Raw genomic sequence first — 24,957 nt, 5'->3', positions numbered from 1 at the left:
TTCATTGTTCGAACGCAAAAAACGTTGAGTTGTGTCATGCGTATCGACATCGTGGATTGAGACAATCTCCAAACTGGGAAAAACGGGCGGTCTCTTCTAAGATCAGAAAAGCCTAGCGGAACCCGTCGGCACCAAGAACATCGCAGCGCCCTGAAGAACCGCGTCGGATGCGCGCCTCATGCGCCCGGCAAATCGAACACGGCAGATCGACAACGGGGGTTACGTGCGAAACGTGGCAAAGCTCTGCGCTTTCTTTTTGTCCGCGTTTTTCAGCTTCGGCGCGTTCGCGGCGGATTCCCCGAAGGAAAGCCCCGCGGGGAGCGCGGCGCTCGAACGCGCGCCCGATACCATGCAGGCCCGCGTGATGGGCTGCGCAGCCTGTCACGGCGCGCACGGCGAGGGCACCGACAACGACTATTTCCCCCGCCTGTCCGGCAAGCCCGCCGGTTATCTGTACAACCAGCTTCTCGCGTTCCGCGACGGCCGGCGCAAGTATCCGCCGATGAACTACCTGCTCGCGTATCTCCCCGACGCGTACCTGAAGCAGATCGCCGATTACTTCGCGGGCGAACGCCCGCCGTTCCCGCCGCCCGCGCCCGTCAAGGTCGAGGCGAAAACGCTCGATCTCGGCAAGACGCTCGTCACGAAGGGCGATGCATCGCGCCGCGTGCCTGCCTGCGTGAGCTGCCACGGCGCGTCGATGACGGGCATGGAGCCCGCGATTCCCGGCCTGCTCGGCCTGCATGCCGACTACCTCAGCGCGCAACTCGGCGCGTGGCGCTACGGCACGCGCTCGACCGTCGCGCCGGATTGCATGGCGCAGGTCGCGAAGCTGCTGAACGACCGCGACATCACCGCGATCGCCGCTTACCTCGCGTCGCTGCCCGCGCCGGCGGATCCGGTGCCGGTCGCGGCCGGTTCGCTCAAGATGCCGCTCGCCTGCGGCAGCGTCCATAACTAACCGAGGACCGACGTGCTCCGATTTCGACATTTCCGAGCGCTGACCGTCGCGGTCTTCATGGCGGCGTGCGCCGCGCCGATCGAACAGGCCGTGGCGCAAGGCGCGGACGCCGCCACCGTCAAGCGCGGCGAATATCTCGCGCGCGCGGGCGACTGCATCGCGTGTCACACGCTGCCCGCGGGCAAGACGTTCGGCGGCGGCCGCCCGATGGACACGCCCTTCGGCACGCTCTACACGCCCAACATCTCGTCGGACAAGGACACGGGCATCGGCAAATGGACCGCCGAAGAGTTCTTCACGATGATGCACACGGGCAAGTCGCGCGACGGCTCGCTGCTCTATCCCGCGATGCCGTACACGTCGTACACGAAAGTCACGCGCGCCGATTCCGACGCCATCTACGCTTTCCTGATGTCCACGCCGCCGGTGCATCAGCCGAACCGGCCGCACGAGCTGCGTTTTCCGTTCAATCATCGTGAGCTGTTGCTGGGATGGCGCTCGCTGTTCTTCCGGGAAGGCGTCTATCAGCCCGATGCGTCGCAATCGGCCGAATGGAATCGCGGCGCGTATCTGGTCGAAGGTCTCGGACACTGCTCGATGTGCCATACGGCCATCAACGCGCTCGGCGGCAACGTGAAGTCGAAGGCGTTCGAAGGCGGCCTGATCCCGATCCAGAACTGGTACGCGCCTTCGCTCACGTCGAACCGGGAAGCGGGTCTCGGCGACTGGAGCCTCGACGACATCGTCGGTCTGCTGCATGCGGGCGTGAGCCATCGCGGCGCGGTGTACGGGCCGATGGCCGAAGTCGTCTACGACAGCCTGCAATATCTGACCGAGGAAGACGTGCGCGCGATGGCCGTTTATCTGAAGGCGCTGCCCGCGCGTTCCGGCGACAAATCCGCGCCGCCGAGCCAGGCGGTCGTCGAGCAGAAGACGAGCCTTTCGCCGCTCGGCAAGAAGATCTACGACGCGCAATGCGCCGAATGCCACGCCGCGCAGGGCCAGGGAAAGCCGCCTGACTTCCCGCCGCTCGCGAACAATCAGTCCATCGTGATGAGTTCGGCCGTGAACCCGATCCGCATGGTGCTGAACGGCGGCTATCCGCCCGGCACCTTCAAGAATCCGAAGCCCTACGGCATGCCGCCGTTCGCGCAGTCGCTCTCGGATGTCGAGATCGCGGCGGTGGTCACGTATATCCGCACCGCGTGGGGCAACCACGGCGCGCCGGTCAGCGTGAAGGAAGTGAACGACCTGCGTTCGGCGCCCCTTTATTGAGCATCGACGACACCATGAACGAAGACCCGAATGAAGCGAACGAGGACGCGCAGCTCGACGAGATCGTGAAGCGCGGCCCATCGGGCGCGATTGCGCTCGCGGGCATCTCGACGGCGATCGTCATCGGCATGTGGTTCATCTTTTACTTCGCCGTGTTCCTGCCGCGCGGCGTGATCCAGTGATTCGCAAGGTTCATTAAGGCATCGCATATGGCCATCAATCCAAGCTCGCACGACGTCGCCGAACGGGTCGAACGGCGCTGGGCGATTCTCATGCTCGCGATCGTCGTCGTGCTGGTCGGCATGGTCGTCTACACCGGCTTGCACTGGGCGATGATGCCGCCGTCGCGCGTCGAGACGGTTCGCCCCGAAACGCTGCATGTATCGGGCGAATTCATCGAAAGCAATCTCGGCACCGCGCCCGAGACGGACGGCTCGGTGACGGTGCGCATCGTCGCGCAGCAGTATTCGTTCACGCCGCAATGCCTCGTCGTGCCGGCGGGCGTGCCGGTAACGTTCCGCGCGACGAGCTCGGACGTCGTGCATGGCTTTCTGATCACCGACACGAACATCAATTCGATGCTGGAGCCGGGCTATGTCTCGACGTTCAAGACGACTTTCGACCAACCCGGCGAGCATTTGATGCCTTGCCACGAGTACTGCGGCACCGGGCATCAGAACATGTGGGCGCACGTGAAGGTGGTGGACCGCGCCGAATTCATGCAGATGGCCGAGAAGCTGCCGGCCGATTCGCGGAGAGTGTCCTGTGTTAAATAGCAAGCGCCTCGTACTCGCGCATTTCTGGCTGGCGTTCATCGCCTTCGGCGTCGCGCTGCTGCTCGGCGCGTGGCAGATGTTCGTGCGCAGCCCGCTGCATCCGTGGCTGCAGAATCCCGAGCTTTACTATCGCTCGGTGACGGAGCACGGCACCGTGATGGGCTATGCGTTTCCGACGCTCGTCGCGATGGGCTTCGGCTACGCGGTCAGCGAGCTTGCGCTGAAGCGCCCGCTCGTCGGACTGCGTTTTGCGTGGCTCGGCTTCTGGCTCGTGGCGATCGGCGCGGTCACGGCGACGGTGCCCGTCGCGATGGGCCTCGCGTCCGTGCTCTACACGTTCTATCCGCCGATGATCGGCAACGTGTTCTATTACGTCGGCGTCGTGCTCGTGGTGGTCGGCTCGTGGGTGTGGGTCGCGCTGATGTCGGTGAATCTCGCGTCGTGGAAGCGCGAGAACCGTGGCAAGCCGGTGCCGCTCGCGATGTTCGCGACCGTCGCCGGTGCGTATCTGTGGGGCTGGACGGCGGTGGGCGCGGCGATCGAAGTGCTGTTCCTGATCCTGCCCGTCGCGATCGGCTGGAAGACGACCATCGACGCGGGCCTCGCGCGCGTGTTCTTCTCATGGACGCTGCACGCGATCGTCTACTTCTGGCTGGTGCCCGCGTATATCGCGTATTACACGATCATTCCGCGCGCGATCGGCGGCCGTCTTTATAGCGATTCGATGGCGCGCATCTCGTTCATCCTGTTCCTCGTCGTGTCGATGCCCATCGGCATTCACCACCTTTTCGCCGATCCGCAAGTGGGCTCGGGCTTCAAGTTCATGCACTCGGTGTTCACGACGCTCGTCGCCGTGCCGACGCTCCTGACCGTGTTTACGATCAGCGCGTCGGTGGAGATCGCGGCGCGGCTGCGCGGCGGGCGCGGGCCGCTCGGGTGGATCAAGGCGTTGCCGTGGGACAACCCGATGATGCTGGCCGTCGCGTTCTCCTTCGTGATGCTCGGCTTCGGCGGCGCGGGCGGGCTCATCAACATGAGCTATCAGCTCGACTCGACGATCCACAACACGCAATGGGTGACGGGCCATTTTCATCTGATCTTCGGCGGCGCGATCGTCATCATGTACTTCGTGATCGCCTACGATCTGTGGCCGCATCTGACCGGCCGCCCGCTACAGAGCGTGAAGCTGATGCGCTGGCAGCTGTGGCTGTGGTTCATCGGCATGATCGTGCTGACGTTTCCGTGGCACTACGTCGGCATTCTGGGGATGCCGCGGCGCATGGCGTTCTACGACTACAGCGATCCGGCGATCGCCGCGCAGGCGGTGTACGTGATGATGTCGGTGCTGGGCGGGCTGATTCTCGTCGTGTCGGCGGTGCTGTTTTTCATCGTGCTGATCAATGGGCATCGCGCGCCGCAGACGGCGATCGAGGAATTCCGCTTCAGCCGCGCGGTGCATGAGCCGCGCACGCTTCCCGTGGCGTTGAACAGTTTTGCGCTGTGGCTCGCGCTGATGATCGGGCTCACGCTCGTCAACTACGGCTATCCGATCGCGCAGTTGATCGCGCGCTCGGACACGTCGGTGCCCGCGGTGCCGATCGGAGCGCAGCGATGAGCGACGAACGCCTCTTCACATTCCGCAACCGCTGGTTCGCCGTCAGCGTATTGGGGACGATTGCGATCGCGGTGGTATCGGCGCTGATCGGTTTCGTCTGGCTGCCCTCCGCGCACCGCGACGCGCCGTTCACGGGCATCTGGAATGCGATCTGCAGCGCGGCGGGCGTGCCGCGCGACTGGTACGCGGGCGGCACGACCGTGGAGCCGAAGGTGAAGCTCACGAGCGTCGAAATTACGCCGCAATTGCTCGTCGACGTGAGTGCGAATTCGATCGGGCGCGGCGCGACGCTTGCCCTGCGCTGCACGATGTGCCACGGCGAACGCGGCATGAGCGACGCGAATTCGCCGAACCTGGCGGGACAGTATGCGTCGGTGATCTACAAGCAGTTGATCGATTTTCAGAAGGGCGCGCGAACCAATGCGGTGATGTCGCCGATGGCGATGAATCTTTCGGATCAGGACATGCGCGATCTCGCGGCGTATTACTCGAATTTGCCGCGACCGCCGGCGCAGCGCAAGGTGAGCGATGCGCTCGCACCGCCGATCGTGGCGCATGGTTCGCCGATGCGCAATATCGCGCCTTGCGCGGTGTGTCATGGGGGAATCGACAGCAAGGCGGGAAGCCCTTGGCTCGATGGCTTGCCGGCTGCTTATACGAAGTCGCAGTTGATCGCGTTTGCTCGCGGGGCGCGTACGAATGATATCGATGGGGTGATGCGCAATGTTGCGCGCAATATGACTCCCGAGGAGATCGATGCTGCGGCGATGTATTACGCGAGGGAGTTGAATGCGGGGAGGTGATTGGCTCGGGGCGGGTGGATTGGGCTTTTGTGGAATCCTGAATTCGTGTCGGTCTATTAGCGTTGCCCCTGTGCGGGGCGGCAGTCACTTTCTTTGCTGCTGCAAAGAAAGTAACCAAAGAAAGCAGCTCTCCCCAGCCTAAGCACTTCACGCCGGCCGCGGCACAGGCGATTGGCTGAATGGCCCCCAGAGTAGCGAGTGCCCCCACAAAACTCGCGCGGCTTGGCTCGCGCACGGTCCGCCATCACTCGCCACACAACAAACTGGTTCAGCACCAAATGGCTCCGTCCCGCTTCGCGGCCGACCGGTCAATCGGGTCGGTGCGTGCTTCCGTATTATCGCTGCCATCTCACTGTGGTCGTGGTCGTGTTCGTGGGTTTCCCTTGAATACCCGGCGGCAGCGCGCAGCGCTGTGCCGATGCTATTTCATGCTGAACCAGCGCCCTAAAACATGTGGTGCGCCGGACCGTGCGCGAGCCAAGCCGCGCGAGTTTTGTGAGGGCACTCGCTATAGCCGTTCCATTCAGCCAATCGCCTGTGCCGCGGCCGGCGAGAGGCACTTTGGATGGGGATAGCTGTTTCTTTGGTTACTTTCTTTGCAGCAGCAAAGAAAGTGACTGCCGCCCCGCACAGGGGCAACGCCAATAGACCGACACGAAAGCAGGATTTCACGCAAGATCACAGAAATCCAATCGCCGCTAAGCCAACAGGGACTTCATTGCCCAATAAAAACGCTTTCTGTATCGTGGCCCAAAGAATGCTGAAAAAAAACATCAGCAAGCCAAGGAAAGCCCCCGAAATGGAACCAAAAAGCGAAGCGATCAAAACCGATGTGCTCATCGTAGGCGCAGGCCCGGTAGGGCTATTCGCCGCCTTCGAAGCCGGCGTGATCGGCCTCACGTGCCAGATCGTCGATACACTCGGCCGCATCGGTGGGCAATGCATCGAGCTGTATCCCGACAAGCCGATCTACGACATTCCCGCCATCCCTTCCTGCACCGCGCGCGAACTCGTCGATCGCCTGCTCGAGCAGATTCGTCCTTTCGACGTGCCGATCCACCTCGATCAGCGCGTGCAATCCGTCACGCAGCGCGAGGACGATCATCGCTGGACCGTGACCACCGAACGCGGCATGACCTTCGACTGCGCCGCGATCCTGATCGCGGCGGGCAACGGCGCGTTCGTGCCGCAGCGGCTGCAATTGCCCGAAGCCGCCGCGCTCGAAGGCAAGGACGTGCACTACAGCGTCTCGCGCGTGGCGGATTTCGCGGACAAGGCAGTCATCGTCGCGGGCGGCGGCGATTCGGCGCTCGACTGGGCACTCGCGTTGAAGGGCATCGCGAAGAAGCTCACGCTCGTGCATCGGCGCAACGGTTTTTCGGCGGCGGCGAACTCGGTCGCGACGATGAAGCGCGCCGTCGAAGCGGGCGAAATGGAATTCGTCGTCGGCATGATCGAATCGCTCGATGCGCCCGATAACACGCTGCGCGGCGTGCGCATCAAGCAAGTGGAAGGCTCGACCGATCTCGCCGCGGACAAGATCGTCGCGCTCTACGGGCTCGTCTCGGAACTCGGACCGATCGCCACGTGGAATCTCGATGTGCACGGCGGGCGCATCGAAGTGGATACTTCGAACTACGAATCGTCTCGGCCGGGTATTTTCGCAGTCGGCGATATCGCCAATTATCCCAACAAGCAGAAGCTCATCCTGTCGGGCTTCCATGAGGCGTCGCTCGCGTTGCGCAAGGCCTATTCATACGCGTATCCCGAGAAAAAGCGCGTGCACGTGCACTCGAGCTACGACGCGAAGCTCGCCGAGCGCGTGAGTGCGGCGCACACGGCCGATAACGCGTGATCGTGCGCATCGTCGCGTGGCTGCTGCTGGCGTCGCTCGTCGGCGCGGCGCTGTTCGGCTATGCGGTTTATTCGAAGCGCATCGCGCTGCCCGAGCGCTACGATCCGTTCGCACCGCTCGACGTGCGCGCGCCACAAGGTCCGCTCACACGCTTCAAGTTATGGCGCACGATGCGCGACGCGCCACTCTGCGATGCTGCACTCGCGCGTTCCGGTCTCGTGTATCGCGCAATGGCCGATGCGACCGGCCCCGGCGGTTGCGCGCTCAAGGACGTGGTGCGCGTCACGCAGACGGAGAACCTTCGTTTCAGCGCGCCGTTTCTCGCGACATGTCCGCTTGCGCTCGGCATCGCGTATTTCGAGCATCAGTATCTTCAGCCCGCCGCGCTTGAACTCTACGGCGAACGCGTCGCGCGCATCCAACATGTCGGGAGTTACGCGTGCCGCAACGTGAATCATCAGCAGGACGCGGCGCTGAGCCAGCATGCGAGCGCGAACGCCATCGACCTGACAGGCTTCGTGCTCGATGACGGACGCCGCATCACGCTCGCGCGCTGGAGCGACGCGTCCTCGCCCGATGGGCAGTTTCTGCGCCGCGTTCACGAAGGCGCGTGCCGTGCGTTCGCAACCACGCTAGGCCCCGACTACAACGCGCTGCACGAAACGCACTTTCACGTCGACATGGGCTCGTATCGAATCTGCCGCTGAATTACGCGTGACGATGCGCCGGATCGCGGCACGTCGCGTGATCGTGAGGCTGATCGTTCCATGCCGAACCGAGGATGATGCTGCAGAAGTTCAGCCGTTTATAGTTCGGGTCCTTCAGCGCGAGCACATCGGCCTTGACGTTGCCGAAGGTCGATTCAGGTTTTTTGATCGTGCCTTGCGCGAAGGCGTCGATGATGCCTTCCTTGAAGTTCGCCTCGCGCGGATGCGCCGCGACCACGAGCCGCCGCTGGTCCGCGCTGAACTCGTCGTAGGCGAGACCGAGCACGTCCATCTCGACGCCCGCCGTGACGAGCGCGACCACCGGCTTCTTGTACTGCGGAATGCCGGGCGTCGTATGCAGCGCGATCGCGTCCCACACTTGTTCGATCTCGTATTCGCCGATGCCATGCCGACGCAGGAAATCGCGCGCCGCGTTCGCACCATCGACTTCGAAGCGGTCGTGCTTGCTGCTGTACGCTTCGGTGAGCCCCATGTCATGGAACATCGCGCCGATGTAAAGCAGTTCCGCATCGTACTTCAGTTGCTTGCGTTCGCCCGCGAGCGCGCCGAACAGGAACACGCGGCGCGAATGGTTGTAAAGCAGATCGGGCTCGGTATCGCGCACGAGTTGCGTGGCTTCGCGCGCCATGTGGCTGTCGGGAATCCTGATGCCTGCAATGATTTCGCTCATGAGAAAAACTCCGTGATGTGGGTCGATGAAAGACGCGAGTGGCAGTGCGTTGCTAAAATCGCGCAGCGCGCCGGATGCCTTTAGTCTCGTCAAAACGCCTTCACGTCTCAATCGAAACGGCGCGTCGAACCCTGCCAAGCGCACGCCGTCTTCTGCCATGCGCGCTCATCACGGACCTTCCATCCGATGCCTACCGTTGCAATCGCAATCTTCCAGGGCGTGCAGGCGCTCGATGTCGCCGGTCCCGTCGATGTCTTCGCTGAAGCGAACGGCTTCATTGCGCGATCGAACGCGTATGAGATCGCGCTCGTCGGTCCGGAAGAGCGCATCGTGCGGGCATCGAACGGCACGCGCCTCGTCGCCGATTTGTCTTTCGACGAAGCGAATCGGCGCTATGGCACCGCGCTCGTCGCGGGCGGCCCGGCGCTGCCGTTCGATGATCCCGATCCGCGCCTGACGGCCTGGCTCGCCGATGTCGCATCGCACTGCGAGCGCTATGGCTCGATCTGCACGGGCGCATTCGCGCTCGGACACGCGGGCCTGCTCGACGGCCGCAACGTGACCACGCACTGGCAGAACGCGCCGCGCCTCGCCGAGCGCTTTCCGCAGGCACGTGTCGAACTGGATCGTATCTATATGCGCGACGGCAGGCTCGTCACGTCGGCGGGCGTGACGGCGGGCATCGATGTCGCGCTCGCGCTCGTCGCCGAAGATCACGGCGCGCAGGTCGCGCTCGCGGTCGCGAAGCGCCTCGTCGTGTTCGCGCAGCGGCGCGGCGGCCAGTCGCAATTCAGCCCGTATCTGAGCGCACCCGCCGACGAGACGTCGCCGGTCGCGAAAGTGCAGGCGTACGTGATGGAGCACATCGGCGAGCGGCTTTCGGTCGCGCAACTGGCGAACGTCGCCGGCATGAGCGAACGCAACTTCGCGCGCGCTTTCGTGCAGCTCGCGCAGATGACGCCGCACGAGTTCGTCGAACGCGCGCGCGTCGATGCGGCCCGCAACGTGCTCGAACGTAGCGACACGCCGCTGAAAACGGTCGCCTACGACTGCGGCTTCGGCACGGCGGATCGCATGCGGCTCGTCTTCACGCGACGGCTCGGGGTATCGCCGAACGATTATCGGCTGAGCTTTCGCACGAGCTTCACGAAGTGACCGACGTGTCATGCCGAGTTCGTTAAAATTCGTCATGAACGCGGCACGTGCAACCGTGTGCGCGCCGCCGAATCCACCCTCGACATATCGGAACAGCGAATGACGAAACAAGAGACCGCCACGCAAGATCCCTATGAACGGCGCGCGTTGCTGCTGCATCTCGGCGACGTGCTCGAGTCGGTGTTTTGCCTGAGCCAATGCGCCGACGAATACGCGAGCATCGGCGAAGCGGTGAAGGGCAACGAGGCGCTTGCGGGCTTCACGCTCTTCGGCTTCATCGACGCGCAGATGGCGCCGCGCGATTTCATCCGCCGCGCATCGGGCGCTTTCTTTGTCTGGCCGAAAGCGCTCCTCGACGAAACGCTGAACCGGCCGCTGCTCGCCAACACGGTCAGGCACGATCTCTTCGCGGACAACGCAAAGGGCTGGGATGCCTATGTGAACGAGCGGCGCGCGGACGTGCCGTGGTTCGGTGAAGAACTGCCCGAGACGGCGAAAAGCGCGGAACCGGCGCACGCTGCGCAGACGCAAAAGGGCAAGAACAAGTCCGAAAAAGCATCGCGCTACTCGACATGGCCGTGGCCCGACAAGACCACCGGCGCGTAGTCCTATTGCTTCTTGCTCATGCCGCTCGCGCCCGCATCGAAGCCGAGTCCGTTGGGCCGGTCGGGCGCGGCGCCTTTCCCCGATGACGTCTTGCCCGGCCGCGTCTTCAGCGCATCGCTGGCATTCGCGGCGGCGGCCGCGGGCGGCGTGACGTTTTTCTCCTGATACGCGGGCGTGCTGTCGTATTCGAGCTTGTTGGGTTTTTGCGGCGCCTGCTGCGCGCTCGCCACGACGGCCAGCGTGCCACCGAGCAGTATCCCCGTCATGCGCCCGAGTGTGCCGAAGGTGGGTCTCATCTGCTGCCTCCCTTTGTAGCTTGTACTTTCCCTTTCTCTAGCAAAGCGCGGACCCGCAGTTTGCGGCGTTCGATCGCAGGCTTGTCGTTGCGCAAGCCTTGTCGGCGTTGACTGCGCAGGCACGCTCACGTGTTGAGCGCGGTCAATGGCGCGTGCGTTCCCGCCCGGGACAATCCCGTTTTTAACGAGGGAAAGATAGAAATGAAGCAAGTCTTCGGGGCAATGGTGATGGCATGCGCGTCCTTGTTCATGGGCGTGGCACACGCGGCGGGCGATGCCCCGTCGACCGATTCGCCGGGCGGCATTCACGCCGGCGACGTGCTGGTGCGCCTGCGCGCGATCAGCATCCAGCCGGACGTGAAAGCGGGCGGCGCGCTCGGCACGCTCGGCGTCGATGTGAACAACGCGATCGTGCCGGAACTCGACTTCACCTACATGATTCGCGATCAGATCGGCGTGGAACTGATTCTCGCCACGTCGCGGCATCAGGTGACGTCGAGCATCGGCGGGCTTGGCGGCGTGGGCGTACTGCCGCCGACGCTGCTCCTGCAATACCACTTCAATCACGCGGGCCGTGTGCGTCCGTACGTCGGCGCGGGCCTGAACTACACGGTTTTCTACAACGACAAGCTGAAGGCGGGCGACACGCCGGTGTCGATCAGGCACAGCAGCTTCGGTCCGGCGCTGCAGGCGGGCGTCGACGTGCAGGTGGCGAAGAACCTCTTCGTCAACGCGGATCTGAAGAAATTTGGATGCGCACGAGCGCGTCGGCGGATGGCGTCGATCTCGGCTCGCTCAAGATCGATCCGTGGGTCATCGGGATCGGCGTCGGCATGAAGTTCTGACGCGCGCGTTTCCCCGGCGAGTGTGCGCCGCCCCGCGTTCCGTCTGGAAATTGGCGGAAGATACCGGTGCTTCTGGCGTGGACGGTCTCGCGGTCGCTGTATCCTTGGCAGCAGGCCCGGCGCAGACTCGCGCCGCTCGCGCATGCGCGCACGGCGTGCGGCCTGCAACGACTAATAAAACCGCATCGGGGAACTGCAAGCCAATGAGACCTTCCACTTACGCGGGAATCGCCTTGCTCGCGGCGTGTGGCGCCGCCTTCGCGCAACAGCCGCTCGCCCTGCCCGGACGCAGCCAGAGCACGTGGCAGCAATCGGTCGATAACGCCGCGTGCTACGGCTACGCCAATCAGACGACCAAAGTGAACATCGCGCGCGAGCCGCAGACGCCGCCGCGCGACGCCCAGCGCGACACGCGCGTGCTGACGCCGCCGCGTCCGGTCGAGCCGCCTTTGCCAGCGGGCGCGTCGGGTGCATCGGGTGCGCTGGCGGCTTCGGCTGCCGCGCCGGCATCGGGCGCTTCGGCGGCGATCGCGGCGTCGGGCCTGCCGCCTGGGCGGGTCGCGGGTCCGGCCGGACTGCCCGGCGCGTCCGGCCCGATGCCCGGTATGCCCGCGGTGCCCGCATCGATGGCCGCCGGCGCGTCCGGCGCATCGGATGCGATCTATGGCGGCGACCTGAAGATGCCGCCGCTGCCGCCGCCCGAACCGCCGATGACGCGTTACTGGCGCGCCTACAGCGAGTGCATGCAGAATCGCGGCTACTTCACGCGATGAACCCGCAGCCGATTCACGAAGGCGGATGCGCATGCGGCGCGGTGCGGGTGCGCGTCGCGGGCGATCCGAAGGAAGTGAATCTGTGCCACTGCATGACCTGCCGTCGCATTCACGGCGCGCCGTTCGGCGTCTATGCGATCTTCACGCGCGACGCGTTTCAGCTATCGGGCGACACGGTGGCGTGGGAGAGTTCGGCGACAGGCAAGCGTCACCATTGCCCGAGGTGCGGCTCGCCGATCTATCTGGCGTTCGACGGCATCGACGAAATCGAAGTGCCGACCGGGATCTTCGACGAAACGGGACTTTATCCGCCGCAGTATGAAATCTGGTGCAAGAGCGCCGAGCCCTGGCACGACGCCCAAGGGCGGCCGCGCTTTGCACGCGGCGCGCCCTGATCAAGCCATCAGCATTCGACGATCGCCTTCACGACGCCCGCCTTCGGATCCAGCAGCGAAGAGAATCGCTCGGGCACGTCGCTCAGCGTCAGGCGATGCGTGTTGAGCGCATCGGTGGGCACTTCGCCGTTGCGCATCGCCGCGAGCACGGTCTCGAAGTCCTCGGGCGTCGCGTTGCGGCTCGCGAGCAGCGTCGCTTCGCGCTTGTGGAATTCGGGATCGGCGAACGAAATGCGATCCGGCACGATCGATACCAGCACGTACTTCCCGCCATGCGCGATGAACTCGAAGCCGCGTTCCATCGCGCGCGAGTTGCCGGTCGCGTCGAACACCACATCGAAAAATTCGCCGTTCGTGAGCGCCGACAGTTCCTGCTTGTCGTGCTCGCCGATCTGCACGGTCGCATCCACCTTAAGTTCGCGCTTGCAGAAGGCGAGGCGGTCTGCGCGCGTGTCGAGCGCGGTGACGTTCGCGCCGCGCAGCCGCGCAAACGTGATGGCCGCCATGCCGATCGGCCCCGTGCCGACCACCAGCACACGCTGTCCCGGCCGCACATCCGCGCGGCGCACGGCGTGCGCGCCGATCGCGAGGAATTCGACCATGGCGGCCTGATCGAGCGTGACGCCCTCGGCCTTATGGACGAATTGCGAGGGCAGATTCAGATATTCCGTGAACGCGCCGTCGCGATGCACGCCCAGCACCTGGATGTTCACGCAGCAGTTGGTCTTGCCCTGACGGCACGCGATGCATTCGCCGCACGAGAGATAGGGCATCACGTAGACGGTGTCGCCCGCCGCAAGTCCGCTCGACGGATCCGCTTCCTCGATCACGCCGGACAACTCGTGGCCCATCACACGCGGATACGAGAGATACGGCTGATTGCCGGTGAAGATGTGCAGGTCCGTGCCGCACACGCCGACGCGCTTCACGCGCAACAGCACTTCGTTCTCGCCGCGGCGCGGCTTCTCGCGCTGTTCGGCTTTGAGGGTTCCGGGCGTTTCGCAGATGACGGTCAGCATGCTTTTGTCTCGTGGAGTCTTTGGAGTGGGGCGTTCGACAATCTAACGATGTGCGCCGATTTGGTCAAGCCAATTCAAATATTGTAAAAGTGGTAAGGCCAGCAGCGTGTTCAGTTTCGCCTTATATTTTCATCACGGCAGACCCCGCAAAACGCGCAAAAAAAAGGATCACACGTGCAGCAGCTTCATGAATTCGTCGAACGGCATCCGCGGCTTTTCGTGCTGTCGGGGGCGGGCATCAGCACGGAGTCGGGCATTCCCTGTTATCGCGATCGCGAGGGCCAGCGCACGGGCCGCGCGCCGATATTGCTGAAGGATTTCCTCGGCTCGGACTACGCGCGCCGGCGCTATTGGGCGCGCAGTCTGATCGGCTGGCCGGTGGTGCAGAACGCGCAGCCGAACGCCGCGCATCACGCGTTGAGAGCGCTCGACGCGCGCTCGCGCGTGCATCGGCTCGTCACGCAAAACGTCGACGGGCTGCACACGCGCGCGGGCAATCCCGATGTGATCGAACTGCACGGCAATATCGGCCGGGTGCGCTGCATCGAGTGCGGCGAGCGGCATACGCGCGCGGCGGTGCAGCGCATGCTCGAAGCGGCAAATCCGGATTTCGTCGGTCATACGGCGCCCGCGGTGCCTGACGGCGACGCACAGATCGAGGATCTCGACTTCGCCTCGTTCGATGTGCCCGGCTGCACGCGCTGCGGCGGCGTGCTCAAGCCCGACGTGGTGTTCTTCGGCGAGAGCGTGCCGCGCGCGCTCGTCGACGACGCGGCGCGCTCGCTCGAAACCGCCGACGCGATGCTCGTCGTCGGCTCGTCGCTGATGGTGTACTCGGGCTACCGCTTTTGCGAGTGGGCCGCGAGGAGCGGCAAGCCGATCGCGGCGATCAACATCGGCAAGACGCGCGCCGATACGCTTCTCGCGCTGAAGGTCGAAGCGCCGTGCTCGGAGGCGCTCGAACGATTGATCGAGCGCCTCGACGCGCGGCCGGTGGCGGGCTAGCGGCTACTTCAGTTCGCGCGACAGCGTTTCGATGCCTTCGAGCAGGCGCTCGACGTCCGACATACGCGAGAAGAGAGCAGGCGTCACGCGCACGACTTCGCCCGCATCGGGACCGGGGCGCGTCACCGTGAACACGCCGAAGCGGTCGCGCAACGCGGCGGCGATCGCATCGCAGCTTTCTTTCGTTGCGTGTCCTTTCAGCCGGAACGCGGTGATGCCAGCGGTCATCGACGGGTCATCCGGCGTCATGATCTGCACGCCGGGCAGCTCGCGCGCCGGTTTCGCCCACGCATCGCGCAACGCGCGCAGACGCGCTTCCTTCGCTTTGACCCCGATCGAGCGATGCACGTCGAGCGCCGCCGGCAACGTGAACCACGCGGCGAAATTCGGCGAGCCGGTGTGCACGCGCGCGCGGATGTCGTCGGCGGGCCAGGTGCGGTCGCCGAAGTACGGATCGATCGACGCGACGTGTCCCTTGCGGATATAGATCGCGCCGCAGCCGAGCGGCGCGCCGATCCACTTGTGCAGATTCAGCGCGGCGAACGGCGCGTTCAGATCGGGCACGTCGAATTCGAGTTGCCCCCAGGAATGCGCCGCATCGACGATCACGTCCGCGCCGGCTTCCTTCGCCATCGCCGATATCTCCGCCACCGGCAGCACCAGACCCGTCGCGAAGCACACGTGCGAGAGCAGCACGAGGCGCGTGCGCGGGTGCGCGCTCAACGCCTTCGCGTAGGTTTCCAGGACCGCTTCGCGCGTCGCCGGCTCGGGCATCGTGATGCGAACGGGCGTGACGCCGCGCCGCTCGCGCAGCCATTCCATCGCGTCTTTGCCGCATGGGTAGTCGAGATCGCTGTAGAGCACGGTGTCGCCGGGCGCGAGGCGGTTGTAGCCGCTGATGAGCGCGAGCAGCGCTTCGGTTGCGTTGCGCGTCAGCTCGATTTCCTCGACCGCGCAGCCCATCTCCTTCGCGACGCGCTCGCGCAAGCCCTGATACAGCGTCATCAGATGCGGGCGGATCAGGAGCGTCGTCTCGCGGTTCACGCGCTCGGTCCAGTAATGGAACATCGCCTTGACCGGCTCGGTCATCGCACCCCAGAAGCCGTTCTCCAGATTGATCAGCGCGTCCGACGGCCGCCACAGGCCGCGCACCGCGCTCCAGTACTGTTCATCGGAGGCGAGGCCGGTCGATGGCGCCGGCGGAAGCGCCGCGAGCGCGGCGTCGAATTCGGGTGTGCGGTAGTCGAGGATGTCGGGCATCGATATCGAAATCAGGTTGAAGTAAAGGAAATAATTACTCAAAAACCGAGCGATAAATAGTAACCAAATTACCGGTCAAATTGGACAAAGTGCGGACTATTTGCACTTTTTGCCCTTCAGACGCAAAACGGCGGGCCGTAATCAGAAAGAAGAGCGTTGCGCTTTCCAGTGCACTAAAACGCTCGCTCGTGCGGCCACGGACCGCGCGAAGCGGGCACATCACGCCACAAGTCCCTTGAACGGACCCTGAGAGAAACTAGAACATGAACCTCAAGAACATCACGATCAAGAACAAGTTGATCGCTGGCTTCGGTATTCTGGCTGTGCTGGTCGTGCTTGTGGCAGGCATGTCCCTGCGCGCGTTGTCCACCGCGACGGAGGGCTTCGCGCACTATCTCAACGGCATCAACGCCCGCGCCGACGTGGCCACGCAAATCCGCACGGCCGTGGACCGGCGCGCGATCGCCGCGCGCAATCTCGTGCTTGTCTCGAAGCAGTCCGACCTCGATCTCGAAAAGGCCGACGTCACGCGCGCGCACGAAGACGTGAAGGCGCGCCTGAAGCAACTGGGCGACATGATCGCCACCGCGACCGACACCAGCGAAAAGGCGAAGAGCCTCGTCGCGGAAATGGTACGCGTGGAAGCGCTGTACGGACCGGTCGCGACGAATATCGTCGGGCTCGCGCTCGCGGGCAAGCGCGACGAGGCGATCCAGAAGATGGACGACGAATGCCGTCCGCTGCTCGCGCAACTGGTGAAGGCCACCGACGATTACGCGACCTTCACCGCCGCGCGCCGCGAGGAGATCGTCCGCCAGGACGCAGCCAGCTATGAGATGCAGCGCAACGTGCTGATCGCGCTCTGCACGGCGGCGGCGCTTTTCGCGATCGGCGCGGGCGTCACGGTCACGCGCTCGATCACGGCGCCGATCGGCGAGGCGGTCGGCATCGCGCAGACAGTGGCGCGCGGCGATCTGACGAGCCGCATCGTCGCCGACGCGAAGGACGAAACCGGCGACCTGTTGCGCGCCCTCGCGACGATGAACGCGCGTCTCACCGAGACCGTGGGCCGCGTGCGCGAAAGCAGCGGCGCGGTCGGCGGCGCGGCGAAGGAACTGGCGAGCGGCAACACCGATCTGAGCCAGCGCACCGAAGAGCAGGCCGCCTCGTTGCAGGAAACGGCGGCGAGCATGGAAGAACTCACGTCCACGGTGCGCCAGAACGCCGAGAACGCGCAGCAGGCGAGTTCGCTCGCGTCGAATGCATCGGATATCGCGAAGAAGGGCAGCGATGTCGTCGGCCGCGTGGTCGAAACGATGAACGGCATCAGCGACAGCTCGGACAAGATCGCGGAGATCACCGGCATCATCGAAGGCATCGCGTTCCAGACCAACATTCTCGCGCTCAACGCGGCCGTGGAAGCGGCGCGGGCGGGCGAGCAAGGGCGCGGCTTCGCGGTCGTCGCGAGCGAAGTGCGCAGCCTCGCGCAGCGTTCGTCGACGGCGGCCAAGGAAATCAAGGAACTGATCGCGGATTCGGTCGGCAAGGTGCGCGACGGCTCCACGCTGGCGGGCGAGGCGGGCACGACGATGGCCGAAGTGACGCAGGCCGTCGCCCGTGTGACGGACATCATGCAGGAGATCGCGGCGGCGTCGGCGGAGCAGGGACGCGGCATCGAGCAGGTGAATCAGGCGATCACGCAGATGGACGAAGTCACGCAGCAGAACGCGGCGCTGGTGGAAGAAGCGGCGGCGGCTGCATCGTCGCTTGAGGAACAAGGACGCAGGCTCAACGAAGCGGTCGCGTTTTTCACGGTGGATTCGCACGCGTCGATGTCGGCGCCGGCGGTCACGCGAGCCGCGCCGGCCGTCGCGCGCAAGCCGGTTGCGAAGCCCGCGCCCCGCGTGGCTCAGGTCGCGGCCGCGAAGCCCGCGTGCGCCGACGGCTGGAGCACCTTCTGACGCCGCTTCAGGCGTTCACATCGACGATCACGCGCCCCTTCACTTCGCCGCGCAGCAAGCGTTGGGCGACCTCGGGCGCGTCGGCGAGCGGAATGGCCGTCGCGACGCTTTCGATGGTCGCGACCGGCACTTCGTCGGCGATCGCCCGCCACGCCGCGATGCGCCGCTCGCGCGGCACGTAGACGCTGTCCACGCCCAATAAAGCGACGCCGCGCAGGATGAACGGCGCGACCGTCGCCGGGAAATCCATGCCCTGCGCGAGCCCGCACGCCGCGACCGCGCCGCCGTAGCGCAGGCCCGCGCAGACGTTCGCGAGCGTATGACTGCCGACGCAATCGACAGCCGCCGCCCAGCGCTCTTTCTGCAGCGGCTTGCCCGGCTCCGAAAGCGTCGCGCGCTCGACGATATCCGCGGCGCCCAGCTCGCGCAGCCGCGCGGCTTCCTCCGGACGGCCCGTCGATGCGATGACGCGATAGCCGCGCTTCGCCAGCATCGCGATCGCGAAGCTGCCGACGCCGCCGTTCGCGCCGGTCACGAGCACGTCGCCGTCTTTCGCGCCGATGCCGTGCTTCTCCAGCGCCTGCACGCACAACATCGCGGTATAGCCCGCGGTGCCGACGGCCATCGCCTGGCGCGTGGTGATGTTCGCGGGCAGCGCGATCAGATGATCGCCCGGCACGCGCGCCTTCTGCGCGAGCCCGCCCCAATGCGTTTCGCCCGCGCCCCAGCCGTTCATCACGACGGCGTCGCCGGGTTTGTACTCCGGATGCGAACTCGTTTCGACGACACCCGCGAAGTCGATGCCCGGCACCATCGGCCAGGTGCGCACGACGGGCACCTTGCCGGTGATCGCGAGGCCGTCCTTGTAGTTGAGCGTCGAGAAGTCGACGCGCACGAGCACGTCGCCGCCATTGCCGGAAGAAGCGAGGCGCGATTCGTCGATCGACTGAATGGACGCGACCGTGCGGTCGTCCTGTTTGTCGAGCATGAGGGCTTTGAACATCGCGAACTCCGGTTGAGGTCGGGCGAGAGAGGCGGCGCGCGGCCGCCTCGGACCTTGCTTAATGATGCTCGAATTGCGAGCGCGGAATCGGCGCGGCCTTCACCTTGTTGTACTGGAACTCGGGCAGCGCCTTGATCGCGTCCTTCGTGGCGCCCGCGAGCACGAACTGGCCGTTTTTCACGTCGAGCTGCTCGATCGGAATCGCGACGTCGTGGCGCGCCACGCCGAGGAACTTGTTCGCAGCGATGATCGCGAACGAAACGGACTTGTCCGGCGCGACGATGATGTCGTTGATCACGCCGACGCGTTGTCCCTGATCGTTCACGACGGGCTTGTTGAGGATGGATTTCTTGATGCTCCAGCCATCGATGATGGCCGTCGAGACCTCGACCGATACGCCGAGCGGTTGCGCGCCTGCGACCTGGGCGAAGGATGCCGTGGAAGTCAGGCCGAGTGCCGACGATGCAACGAGCAGTGCCACGAGTTTCGATTTCATTGTTCGATTCCTCAAAGGATTGGGCATACCGGTTTCAATGGAAATGCGCGATTCAAGCTTCCAGCGCGGTAGAAGTTTGAACGTTAATCGTGGTTTCTGCAGGAACGGTGTCTGGTTGCGCCGCGCGCACTGCATTAGTGCGAACGTGCGGCGCGCGGCGCGTCAATGCGAAAGCCGCGTGAGTGCGTCGGCCTTGTGGACGGCGCGCTTGCCGCTCTTGTCGCTTTCGACTTCGAAGTGCGGATCGTCGTGCGATGCGTTGACGGTGTGGCCGTCGAGCGTCGTGCGCCCGGTGACGATGCGCACGATATGCCCGGTCGTCTCGCCTTGCGGCGTGTTCCAGCGGACGTGGTCGTGCAGCTTGAAGGACTTGCTCATGGCGTTTCGCTCCTGATGAACGTGGACGTTTCAGAAAGCGCAACCGCCATGCCCGTCATTGCAGGCGCGCGAGCGTGGCTTCGTCGTCGCGGGCTTCGAAATAGCGTCGCAGCGCTTCGTGGAAGACGGCGGCATCGTCGGCGGCGTGCGCGAAAAGCGTCATCGACGAATGAAATTTCATGTCGTCCGGATAGCCGAAGATGTCGCCGGCGCTGCGTCCCCGCACGCCGTTGACGATGCCCGTCAGCTCGACGAGCCGCGCGCCCAGCACGGGATGCGCGAGATACGCCCGGGCTTCGTCGCGCGACGAAATCGCGTAGCGCTGCGCCATCGCGCTGTGCCCGAGGCCGGCGATCTGCGGGAACACGAACCACATCCAGTGCGTGCGTTTGCGGCCGGCCGCGAGTTCGGCGCGCACGTCGCCGATGACGCTCTCCTGCGCGTCGACGAAACGCTGAAGGTCGAAGGAATCGCTCATGGTGTTCTCCTTACGCGACCGCGCCGGCGATGCGCTGTTTCATCGCCGCGTCGGGATAGATGCCGATGCCCGCGTGCGCGTTGTCGATCATGTATTCGCGCCGTCCGGTGCCGGGAATCACGCAGGTCACGGCGGGGTTGCCCAGCACGAATTTCAGCAGAAGCTGTGCCCACGATGCGCAACCGAAATCCTGCGCGAACGCCGGCAATGGCCGGTTGCGCAGGCTCGCGAGCAGCGAACCGCCGCCGAACGGCTGATTCACGATCACCGCGACGCCGCGCTCGGCGGCGAGCGGCAGGAGGCGCGCTTCGGCGTCGCGGTCGTTGGCGGCGTAGTTGATCTGCACGAAATCGACGCGCTCCGAGCGCAGCACGGCCTCGACCTGGGGAAACGCGCTGGACGTGTAGTGCGTGACGCCGATGTAGCGGATCTTGCCGGCGGCTTTCCAGTCGCGCAGCGTGGCGAGATGCGTGCGCCAGTCGAGCAGGTTGTGAATCTGCATGAGGTCGATGCGGCCGGTCTGCCAAAGGCGCATCGATTGCTCCATTTGCGCGATGCCGGCCTCGCGTCCGTCGGTCCAGACCTTGGTGGCGATGAACGCCTTGTCGCGCGTGTGCGATTCGGCGAGCAGCGCGCCCGCGACGGCTTCGGAGGAACCGTACATCGGCGACGAATCGATCACCGAGCCGCCCGCCGCGAAAAGCACGCGCAGAACGTCGGCGAGTTCGCGGCGTCGGGCGGTGTCGTCGCCGACGTCGAAGGTTCGCCAGGTGCCGCAGCCGACGACGGGCAATTGTTCGCCCGTCGATGGGATCGGGCGTGTGTGCATGGGTTGGGCGGGCGGTTCGGCGGCTTGAACCGCTGGTGTGGCGAGCGCGGCGGCGCTCAGGCGGAGGAAATCGCGGCGGGTGGTCATGTGCGGTGAGCCTTCGAGGGGTGAGGGCTTTTGAATTCTGCACAATCGGCATCGGTCCTGCTCGCGCAGACATGCGCTTCACGCCGTGCCGATGCGTCGCTATCGCCCGACCGAACCGGGTAACTGCACGCAGCCGCCCGCCAACCTCACCGCGCTCAGTGCTTCCGTAGCGCCGGCGCCCGCCGAAAGCCCCGGAATCGCTCGCGCCGATGCTCCTCGTCGAAGTGCGCGCGCGCGGGCTTCACGAGATCGCTGCGCGAGACGATGCCGACGAGCCGTAGCGACGCCTTGTCCGCGACCACGGGCAGCCGCTCCAGTTCGTGTACGGCGAGGCGCGTCGCGGCGAGCCGGCACGGTTCGCCCGGCAGCGCGAAGGCGGGCGCGGCGGGTTGAAGGCGGTCCAAAGCCTCGCCAATACTCGAAAACTCCGCGTGCGCCATCGTCGCCAGCGCCGTCCGGTCCAGCATTCCGACGAGCACGCCGTCACGCACGACCGGATACGCGCGATGCATCTGATGCGGCCCGAAGTGCTTCGCGAGCACGTCGCTCAAGGGCGTGGCGGCGTCGATCGTCAGCACGTCGCGGGTCATGACTTCATCGACGTGATGGCGCTCCAGCGGGTCCACGCCGTATTCGCGATAGATGTGATAGCCGCGCCGCGCGATCTTCTCGGTCATGATCGAGCGCTTCATCACGACGGTCGCGAAGCCGTGCGCGACGAGCGTCGCGGCGAGCAACGGCAACAGCGCGTTCGCATCGTGCGTGAGGCCGAACGCGAAGACGATCGCGGTGAGCGGCGCGCCCAGCGTCGCGCCGAGCGTCGCGGCCATGCACACAAGCGGCCAGAGCGCGGCGTCGTGGCCCGGCAGGATCGCGCCGAGCACGGTGCCGAGGCCCGCGCCGAGCATCAGGAGCGGCGCGAGCACGCCGCCCGACGTGCCCGAGGCCAGCGCGACGACCCAGATGACCGCCTTCACGGCGAGAATCGACAGCGCCACCTGAATCGCGATGTGCTGATGCAGCAGGTCGCCGATCACGTCATAGCCGACGCCGAGCGCGCGCGGCTCGACATATCCGCCGATGCCGACGAACACCGCGCCGATCGCGGGCCACCACATCCAGTGGATCGGCAGCTTGTGAAACAGGTCTTCGAGCTTGTAGAGCGCAGCCGACAGCCCCGACGCGAGCGCGCCGGACAGCAACCCGGCGGCGAGGCACGAAAGCAGCGAAATCATCTGCGGCGCTTGGGTGTCGAGCGGAAAGAGCGCGCCCGTGCCGAACACCGCCGCGCGCGCGAAACCCGCGACGGCGCACGCGAGCGCAACCGGCAGAAAGCTGCGCGGCCGCCATTCGAAGAGCAGCAATTCGACCGCGAGCAGCACCGCCGCGACCGGCGTGCCGAACACGGCGGTCATGCCCGCCGCCGCGCCCGCGACGAGCAGCGTCTTGCGCTCGGCCGCCGTCACGTCGATGCATTGCGCGATCAGCGAGCCGAGCGCGCCGCCCGTCATGATGATCGGGCCTTCCGCGCCGAACGGCCCGCCGCTGCCGATCACGATGCCCGACGACAACGGCTTCAGAATCGCCACCTTGGGCGACATGCGGCTCTTGCCGAACAAGATCGCTTCGATCGCTTCGGGAATGCCGTGGCCGCGAATCTTCTCCGAGCCGAAGCGCGCCATCATCCCGACGATCAGTCCGCCGATCACCGGAATCGCGATCACCCAGTGCCCGAGCGTGTTGAGCGCGGGCGAGCGGTCTTCGATCGAGAACGTGCCGAAGAAAAACAGGTTCGTGAAGAGATGGATGAGCCCAAGAAGCACGACGGCCGCGAGCGTCGCGATTCCCCCGATGATCGCGGCGAGCCCGCAAATCCTGAGCAGCCGGTCGTTGACCGAAAAGTCGCGTTTGTGATGGTCCATGCTGAGCGCTCCGGGAAAATTCAAAGATCGATGCGCGGCACGCGGAACGCGCCTTCGAGCGACTTCAATTCCGCGCGATGCAGCGCCGCGAGCCGTTCGAGCACCTCTTCGCCGCGCGCTTCGAGATGCACCCGCACTTGACGGCGATCCTCTTCGCTCGGCGCGCGGCGCACGAGTCCGGCCGCCTCGCAGCGCGTGACGAGCGCCACGACGCCGTGATGATGCGATTGCAGCCGCTCGGCGAGTTCGCCGACCGTCGCCCAGTCGCGGCCGGGATAGCCCTTGATGTGCAGAAGGAGCAGGTATTGCAGCGGCGTGATGCCTTCGTCCTGCGCGGCGCGCTCGGAGAAGCGCTCGAAGCGCCGCATCTGATAGCGGAATTCGGACAACTGTTCGAAGTCCGGCTTGTCGAGCGTGCGAGGCGTGTTCATGGAATTCCCGTCGGCGCGACGCGGTTCAGGCGCTTTGGCGCTCGCCCGCGAACGATTGTCGATAAAGGCCGGAGATCAGGTCGGTTTCGGTGATCATGCCGGCAAGCTGATCGTGCGCGCCGATCACCGGAACGTGGTGATGCCCGAAGTGCGCGAACATCGGCACCAGATCGGCGATGGCGGTGGTCGTTTTCACGGTGCGGACGTCCGTCGTCATCAGCGCGGCGACGAGCGGCGGTGTCGTCGCAGGGCCGCGCATGAGCCGCCCGATCGCGTGCCGCATTCCCTCGACGATGCCGCCGCGGCGCACCGGTGCCAGGTCCGCGCGCGTGACGATGCCGCACACGCGGCGCGTCGCGTCGATCACGGGCAGCGCCTTCACCTGATGTTTTTCGATGAGCGCGAGCGCCGCCCGCGCGCTGGCATCCGGCGTCACCGAAACGGTTGCGCGCGACATGATGTCCGCGCACGTGAACTCCGTGAAACGGCGCGCGTAGGCCTGCAATTGCGTCTCGCGAAGGAGCGCTTCGAGATCGTCCGGATCGACGTCGAGCATTTCGCTGCGCCGCGACAGCACGGCTTCGAGATCGGCGCGCGTGAACGAGGCGGCGTCGGGCGGCGCGCTCGCGGGCTGCGGCGCGGCGTGGCCGTGCGGATAGCGATGGCCCGTCAGCGCATGAAACACGATCGCCGACGAGAGCAGCGCCGCCGACTGAATCGCCACCGGCGCGAACACGAAGCCGTAGCCGAGCGCGTGAATCGACGGCCCGCCGAGCACGGCGGTCAGCGCGACCGCGCCCGAAGGCGGGTGCACGCAGCGCAGCGCGAACATCGCGCAGATGGCGAGACAGACGGCGAGCGCGGCGGCGCCGACGGGATCGCGCACGAACAGCGCGCAGGTCACGCCGACCGCCGCCGACACGATATTCCCTCCGATGATCGACCACGGCTGCGCAAGCGGGCTCGCGGGAACGGCGAAGAGCAGCACGGCGGAAGCGCCCATCGGCGCGATGAGGAAAGGATTGGCCGATGCATCGCCGGCCACGAGATGCGCGAGCCCGCCCGTCAGCGCGATGCCGATCAGCGCGCCCAGACCGGCGCGCAGCCGCTCGGTCCACGCAAGCGTGACGGGAGCGGGGAGAAAGCCATTCAGCCAGCGAAGCAATGCGTTACGCGTCACGTTTGCAGCGTTCCGGAAAGAGTCAGTGGAAGGTCACACGGGCCGGTGTGCGAAAATCGCAAAAGTATATCGCAACGTGATACAAATTGTCGCGCGCCGCGTTTTGTTGCGGTTGAACGTCCTCCTGTACGATGACTTTTCCTTCGCGCCGCGCG

The 24,957-nt window shown here is 65.3% G+C and carries 26 protein-coding genes and 1 pseudogene; 15 read left to right on the top strand and 12 right to left on the bottom strand.

Annotation, left to right across the window (positions count from 1 at the left end; genetic code table 11):
• Window positions 1–349 precede the first annotated feature (349 nt).
• The 8 genes from NOV72_RS03225 to NOV72_RS03185 all read left to right on the top strand — a co-directional run bounded on the left by NOV72_RS03225 (window position 350) and on the right by NOV72_RS03185 (window position 7,992).
• Entirely contained in the window at window positions 350–961 is a 612-nt protein-coding gene (locus tag NOV72_RS03225; RefSeq protein WP_106853268.1) for a c-type cytochrome, read from the top strand.
• Window positions 962–1,018: 57 nt separating this feature from the next.
• Window positions 1,019–2,236, top strand: coding sequence for a c-type cytochrome (locus tag NOV72_RS03220; protein ID WP_106853094.1), 1,218 nt, complete (start codon window positions 1,019–1,021; stop codon window positions 2,234–2,236).
• A gap of 14 nt (window positions 2,237–2,250) precedes the next feature.
• Window positions 2,251–2,418, top strand: coding sequence for a hypothetical protein (locus NOV72_RS32155; protein WP_181290811.1), 168 nt, complete (start codon window positions 2,251–2,253; stop codon window positions 2,416–2,418).
• A gap of 27 nt (window positions 2,419–2,445) precedes the next feature.
• Window positions 2,446–3,012, top strand: coding sequence for a cupredoxin domain-containing protein (locus NOV72_RS03210; protein WP_106853092.1), 567 nt, complete (start codon window positions 2,446–2,448; stop codon window positions 3,010–3,012).
• Window positions 3,002–4,627, top strand: coding sequence for a b(o/a)3-type cytochrome-c oxidase subunit 1 (locus NOV72_RS03205; protein ID WP_106853091.1), 1,626 nt, complete (start codon window positions 3,002–3,004; stop codon window positions 4,625–4,627). The genes NOV72_RS03210 and NOV72_RS03205 overlap by 11 nt, the downstream gene beginning before the upstream one ends.
• Window positions 4,624–5,430, top strand: coding sequence for a c-type cytochrome (locus NOV72_RS03200; RefSeq protein ID WP_106853090.1), 807 nt, complete (start codon window positions 4,624–4,626; stop codon window positions 5,428–5,430). The genes NOV72_RS03205 and NOV72_RS03200 overlap by 4 nt, the downstream gene beginning before the upstream one ends.
• A 799-nt stretch (window positions 5,431–6,229) precedes the next feature.
• Complete coding sequence (locus NOV72_RS03190) at window positions 6,230–7,285, top strand: NAD(P)/FAD-dependent oxidoreductase (RefSeq protein ID WP_106853088.1); 1,056 nt, start codon at window positions 6,230–6,232, stop codon at window positions 7,283–7,285.
• On the top strand, window positions 7,282–7,992 hold the full coding sequence (locus NOV72_RS03185; RefSeq protein WP_106853087.1) for an extensin-like domain-containing protein: 711 nt from the start codon (window positions 7,282–7,284) through the stop codon (window positions 7,990–7,992). The genes NOV72_RS03190 and NOV72_RS03185 overlap by 4 nt, the downstream gene beginning before the upstream one ends.
• A 1-nt stretch (window position 7,993) precedes the next feature.
• Here the strand turns inward: NOV72_RS03185 and NOV72_RS03180 are convergent, their stop codons facing one another.
• Entirely contained in the window at window positions 7,994–8,683 is a 690-nt protein-coding gene (locus tag NOV72_RS03180; RefSeq protein ID WP_106853086.1) for an HD domain-containing protein, read from the bottom strand.
• Window positions 8,684–8,869: 186 nt separating this feature from the next.
• Between NOV72_RS03180 and NOV72_RS03175 the strand changes: the two genes are divergently transcribed.
• On the top strand, window positions 8,870–9,838 hold the full coding sequence (locus NOV72_RS03175; protein ID WP_106853085.1) for a GlxA family transcriptional regulator: 969 nt from the start codon (window positions 8,870–8,872) through the stop codon (window positions 9,836–9,838).
• 99 nt (window positions 9,839–9,937) lie between these two features.
• Window positions 9,938–10,444 carry a hypothetical protein gene (locus NOV72_RS03170; protein ID WP_106853267.1) on the top strand — a complete coding sequence of 169 codons (507 nt, stop codon included), beginning with the start codon at window positions 9,938–9,940 and terminating at the stop codon, window positions 10,442–10,444.
• Between the two features lie 2 nt (window positions 10,445–10,446).
• On the opposite strand, the gene NOV72_RS03165 is transcribed toward NOV72_RS03170, so the two are convergent.
• Window positions 10,447–10,740 (bottom strand): hypothetical protein, encoded by a 294-nt coding sequence (locus NOV72_RS03165; RefSeq protein WP_146149938.1) that lies wholly within the window; start codon window positions 10,738–10,740, stop codon window positions 10,447–10,449.
• Between the two features lie 228 nt (window positions 10,741–10,968).
• Between NOV72_RS03165 and NOV72_RS03160 the strand changes: the two are divergent.
• From NOV72_RS03160 to NOV72_RS03150, 3 genes and pseudogenes are all read left to right on the top strand, one after another.
• Window positions 10,969–11,585: pseudogene (locus NOV72_RS03160) on the top strand (OmpW/AlkL family protein).
• Window positions 11,586–11,788: 203 nt separating this feature from the next.
• Window positions 11,789–12,358 carry a hypothetical protein gene (locus NOV72_RS03155; RefSeq protein WP_106853083.1) on the top strand — a complete coding sequence of 190 codons (570 nt, stop codon included), beginning with the start codon at window positions 11,789–11,791 and terminating at the stop codon, window positions 12,356–12,358.
• Window positions 12,355–12,753 (top strand): GFA family protein, encoded by a 399-nt coding sequence (locus NOV72_RS03150; RefSeq protein ID WP_106853082.1) that lies wholly within the window; start codon window positions 12,355–12,357, stop codon window positions 12,751–12,753. The genes NOV72_RS03155 and NOV72_RS03150 overlap by 4 nt, the downstream gene beginning before the upstream one ends.
• Before the next feature lie 8 nt (window positions 12,754–12,761).
• Here the strand turns inward: NOV72_RS03150 and NOV72_RS03145 are convergent, their stop codons facing one another.
• Entirely contained in the window at window positions 12,762–13,772 is a 1,011-nt protein-coding gene (locus tag NOV72_RS03145) for a zinc-binding alcohol dehydrogenase family protein (protein WP_106853081.1), read from the bottom strand.
• Between the two features lie 123 nt (window positions 13,773–13,895).
• On the opposite strand from NOV72_RS03145, the gene NOV72_RS03140 reads away from it, so the two are divergent.
• Window positions 13,896–14,777 (top strand): NAD-dependent protein deacetylase, encoded by an 882-nt coding sequence (locus NOV72_RS03140; protein ID WP_106853080.1) that lies wholly within the window; start codon window positions 13,896–13,898, stop codon window positions 14,775–14,777.
• A gap of 3 nt (window positions 14,778–14,780) precedes the next feature.
• On the opposite strand, the gene NOV72_RS03135 is transcribed toward NOV72_RS03140, so the two are convergent.
• Window positions 14,781–16,079 carry an aminotransferase class V-fold PLP-dependent enzyme gene (locus NOV72_RS03135; RefSeq protein ID WP_245932864.1) on the bottom strand — a complete coding sequence of 433 codons (1,299 nt, stop codon included), beginning with the start codon at window positions 16,077–16,079 and terminating at the stop codon, window positions 14,781–14,783.
• Window positions 16,080–16,300: 221 nt separating this feature from the next.
• On the opposite strand from NOV72_RS03135, the gene NOV72_RS03130 reads away from it, so the two are divergent.
• Window positions 16,301–17,998: a methyl-accepting chemotaxis protein gene (locus tag NOV72_RS03130; RefSeq protein ID WP_181290810.1), complete on the top strand. Its 1,698-nt coding sequence runs from the start codon at window positions 16,301–16,303 to the stop codon at window positions 17,996–17,998.
• A 7-nt stretch (window positions 17,999–18,005) separates the two neighbouring features.
• Here the strand turns inward: NOV72_RS03130 and acuI are convergent, their stop codons facing one another.
• The 8 genes from acuI to NOV72_RS03090 all read right to left on the bottom strand — a co-directional run bounded on the left by acuI (window position 18,006) and on the right by NOV72_RS03090 (window position 24,802).
• Window positions 18,006–19,001 (bottom strand): acrylyl-CoA reductase (NADPH), encoded by a 996-nt coding sequence (gene acuI / locus NOV72_RS03125; RefSeq protein WP_106853078.1) that lies wholly within the window; start codon window positions 18,999–19,001, stop codon window positions 18,006–18,008.
• Window positions 19,002–19,059: 58 nt separating this feature from the next.
• On the bottom strand, window positions 19,060–19,497 hold the full coding sequence (locus NOV72_RS03120) for a PRC-barrel domain containing protein (RefSeq protein WP_106853077.1): 438 nt from the start codon (window positions 19,495–19,497) through the stop codon (window positions 19,060–19,062).
• Window positions 19,498–19,659: 162 nt separating this feature from the next.
• Window positions 19,660–19,875 (bottom strand): hypervirulence associated TUDOR domain-containing protein, encoded by a 216-nt coding sequence (locus NOV72_RS03115; RefSeq protein WP_106853076.1) that lies wholly within the window; start codon window positions 19,873–19,875, stop codon window positions 19,660–19,662.
• A 55-nt stretch (window positions 19,876–19,930) separates the two neighbouring features.
• Complete coding sequence (locus NOV72_RS03110) at window positions 19,931–20,353, bottom strand: DUF1810 domain-containing protein (RefSeq protein ID WP_106853075.1); 423 nt, start codon at window positions 20,351–20,353, stop codon at window positions 19,931–19,933.
• Window positions 20,354–20,363: 10 nt separating this feature from the next.
• Window positions 20,364–21,269: an aldo/keto reductase gene (locus NOV72_RS03105; protein WP_106853074.1), complete on the bottom strand. Its 906-nt coding sequence runs from the start codon at window positions 21,267–21,269 to the stop codon at window positions 20,364–20,366.
• Window positions 21,270–21,424: 155 nt separating this feature from the next.
• The gene (locus tag NOV72_RS03100; RefSeq protein ID WP_106853073.1) at window positions 21,425–23,191 is read right to left on the bottom strand and encodes a chloride channel protein; all 1,767 of its coding nucleotides are present in this window, start codon (window positions 23,189–23,191) and stop codon (window positions 21,425–21,427) included.
• A 20-nt stretch (window positions 23,192–23,211) separates the two neighbouring features.
• A complete protein-coding gene (locus tag NOV72_RS03095) occupies window positions 23,212–23,622 on the bottom strand; it encodes a MarR family winged helix-turn-helix transcriptional regulator (RefSeq protein WP_106853072.1) in 411 nt (136 codons plus the stop codon).
• A 25-nt stretch (window positions 23,623–23,647) separates the two neighbouring features.
• A complete protein-coding gene (locus tag NOV72_RS03090) occupies window positions 23,648–24,802 on the bottom strand; it encodes an HPP family protein (RefSeq protein WP_106853071.1) in 1,155 nt (384 codons plus the stop codon).
• Window positions 24,803–24,957 lie beyond the last annotated feature (155 nt).

This window comes from Caballeronia novacaledonica, assembly GCF_900258035.1.
GTDB classification, from domain to species: Bacteria; Pseudomonadota; Gammaproteobacteria; order Burkholderiales; family Burkholderiaceae; genus Caballeronia; species Caballeronia novacaledonica.
Note: the sequence above shows the minus strand (reverse complement) of the source record. Positions and strands in the feature narration are given on the sequence as shown.

Bases quoted from the DNA above. Each gene is read 5' to 3' on its own strand.
- NOV72_RS03150 (WP_106853082.1), top strand. From the start codon at position 12,355: ATGAACCCGCAGCCGATTCACGAAGGCGGATGCGCATGCGGCGCGGTG.
- NOV72_RS03175 (WP_106853085.1), top strand. From the start codon at position 8,870: ATGCCTACCGTTGCAATCGCAATCTTCCAGGGCGTGCAGGCGCTCGAT.
- NOV72_RS03130 (WP_181290810.1), top strand. From the start codon at position 16,301: ATGAACCTCAAGAACATCACGATCAAGAACAAGTTGATCGCTGGCTTC.
- NOV72_RS03200 (WP_106853090.1), top strand. From the start codon at position 4,624: ATGAGCGACGAACGCCTCTTCACATTCCGCAACCGCTGGTTCGCCGTC.
- NOV72_RS03210 (WP_106853092.1), top strand. From the start codon at position 2,446: ATGGCCATCAATCCAAGCTCGCACGACGTCGCCGAACGGGTCGAACGG.
- NOV72_RS03225 (WP_106853268.1), top strand. From the start codon at position 350: ATGCAGGCCCGCGTGATGGGCTGCGCAGCCTGTCACGGCGCGCACGGC.
- NOV72_RS03220 (WP_106853094.1), top strand. From the start codon at position 1,019: ATGGCGGCGTGCGCCGCGCCGATCGAACAGGCCGTGGCGCAAGGCGCG.
- NOV72_RS03110 (WP_106853075.1), bottom strand. From the start codon at position 20,353: ATGAGCGATTCCTTCGACCTTCAGCGTTTCGTCGACGCGCAGGAGAGC.
- NOV72_RS03165 (WP_146149938.1), bottom strand. From the start codon at position 10,740: ATGAGACCCACCTTCGGCACACTCGGGCGCATGACGGGGATACTGCTC.
- NOV72_RS03120 (WP_106853077.1), bottom strand. From the start codon at position 19,497: ATGAAATCGAAACTCGTGGCACTGCTCGTTGCATCGTCGGCACTCGGC.
- NOV72_RS03100 (WP_106853073.1), bottom strand. From the start codon at position 23,191: ATGGACCATCACAAACGCGACTTTTCGGTCAACGACCGGCTGCTCAGG.
- NOV72_RS03095 (WP_106853072.1), bottom strand. From the start codon at position 23,622: ATGAACACGCCTCGCACGCTCGACAAGCCGGACTTCGAACAGTTGTCC.
- NOV72_RS03145 (WP_106853081.1), bottom strand. From the start codon at position 13,772: ATGCTGACCGTCATCTGCGAAACGCCCGGAACCCTCAAAGCCGAACAG.
- NOV72_RS03180 (WP_106853086.1), bottom strand. From the start codon at position 8,683: ATGAGCGAAATCATTGCAGGCATCAGGATTCCCGACAGCCACATGGCG.
- NOV72_RS03155 (WP_106853083.1), top strand. From the start codon at position 11,789: ATGAGACCTTCCACTTACGCGGGAATCGCCTTGCTCGCGGCGTGTGGC.
- acuI (WP_106853078.1), bottom strand. From the start codon at position 19,001: ATGTTCAAAGCCCTCATGCTCGACAAACAGGACGACCGCACGGTCGCG.
- NOV72_RS03170 (WP_106853267.1), top strand. From the start codon at position 9,938: ATGACGAAACAAGAGACCGCCACGCAAGATCCCTATGAACGGCGCGCG.
- NOV72_RS03115 (WP_106853076.1), bottom strand. From the start codon at position 19,875: ATGAGCAAGTCCTTCAAGCTGCACGACCACGTCCGCTGGAACACGCCG.
- NOV72_RS03105 (WP_106853074.1), bottom strand. From the start codon at position 21,269: ATGACCACCCGCCGCGATTTCCTCCGCCTGAGCGCCGCCGCGCTCGCC.
- NOV72_RS32155 (WP_181290811.1), top strand. From the start codon at position 2,251: ATGAACGAAGACCCGAATGAAGCGAACGAGGACGCGCAGCTCGACGAG.
- NOV72_RS03190 (WP_106853088.1), top strand. From the start codon at position 6,230: ATGGAACCAAAAAGCGAAGCGATCAAAACCGATGTGCTCATCGTAGGC.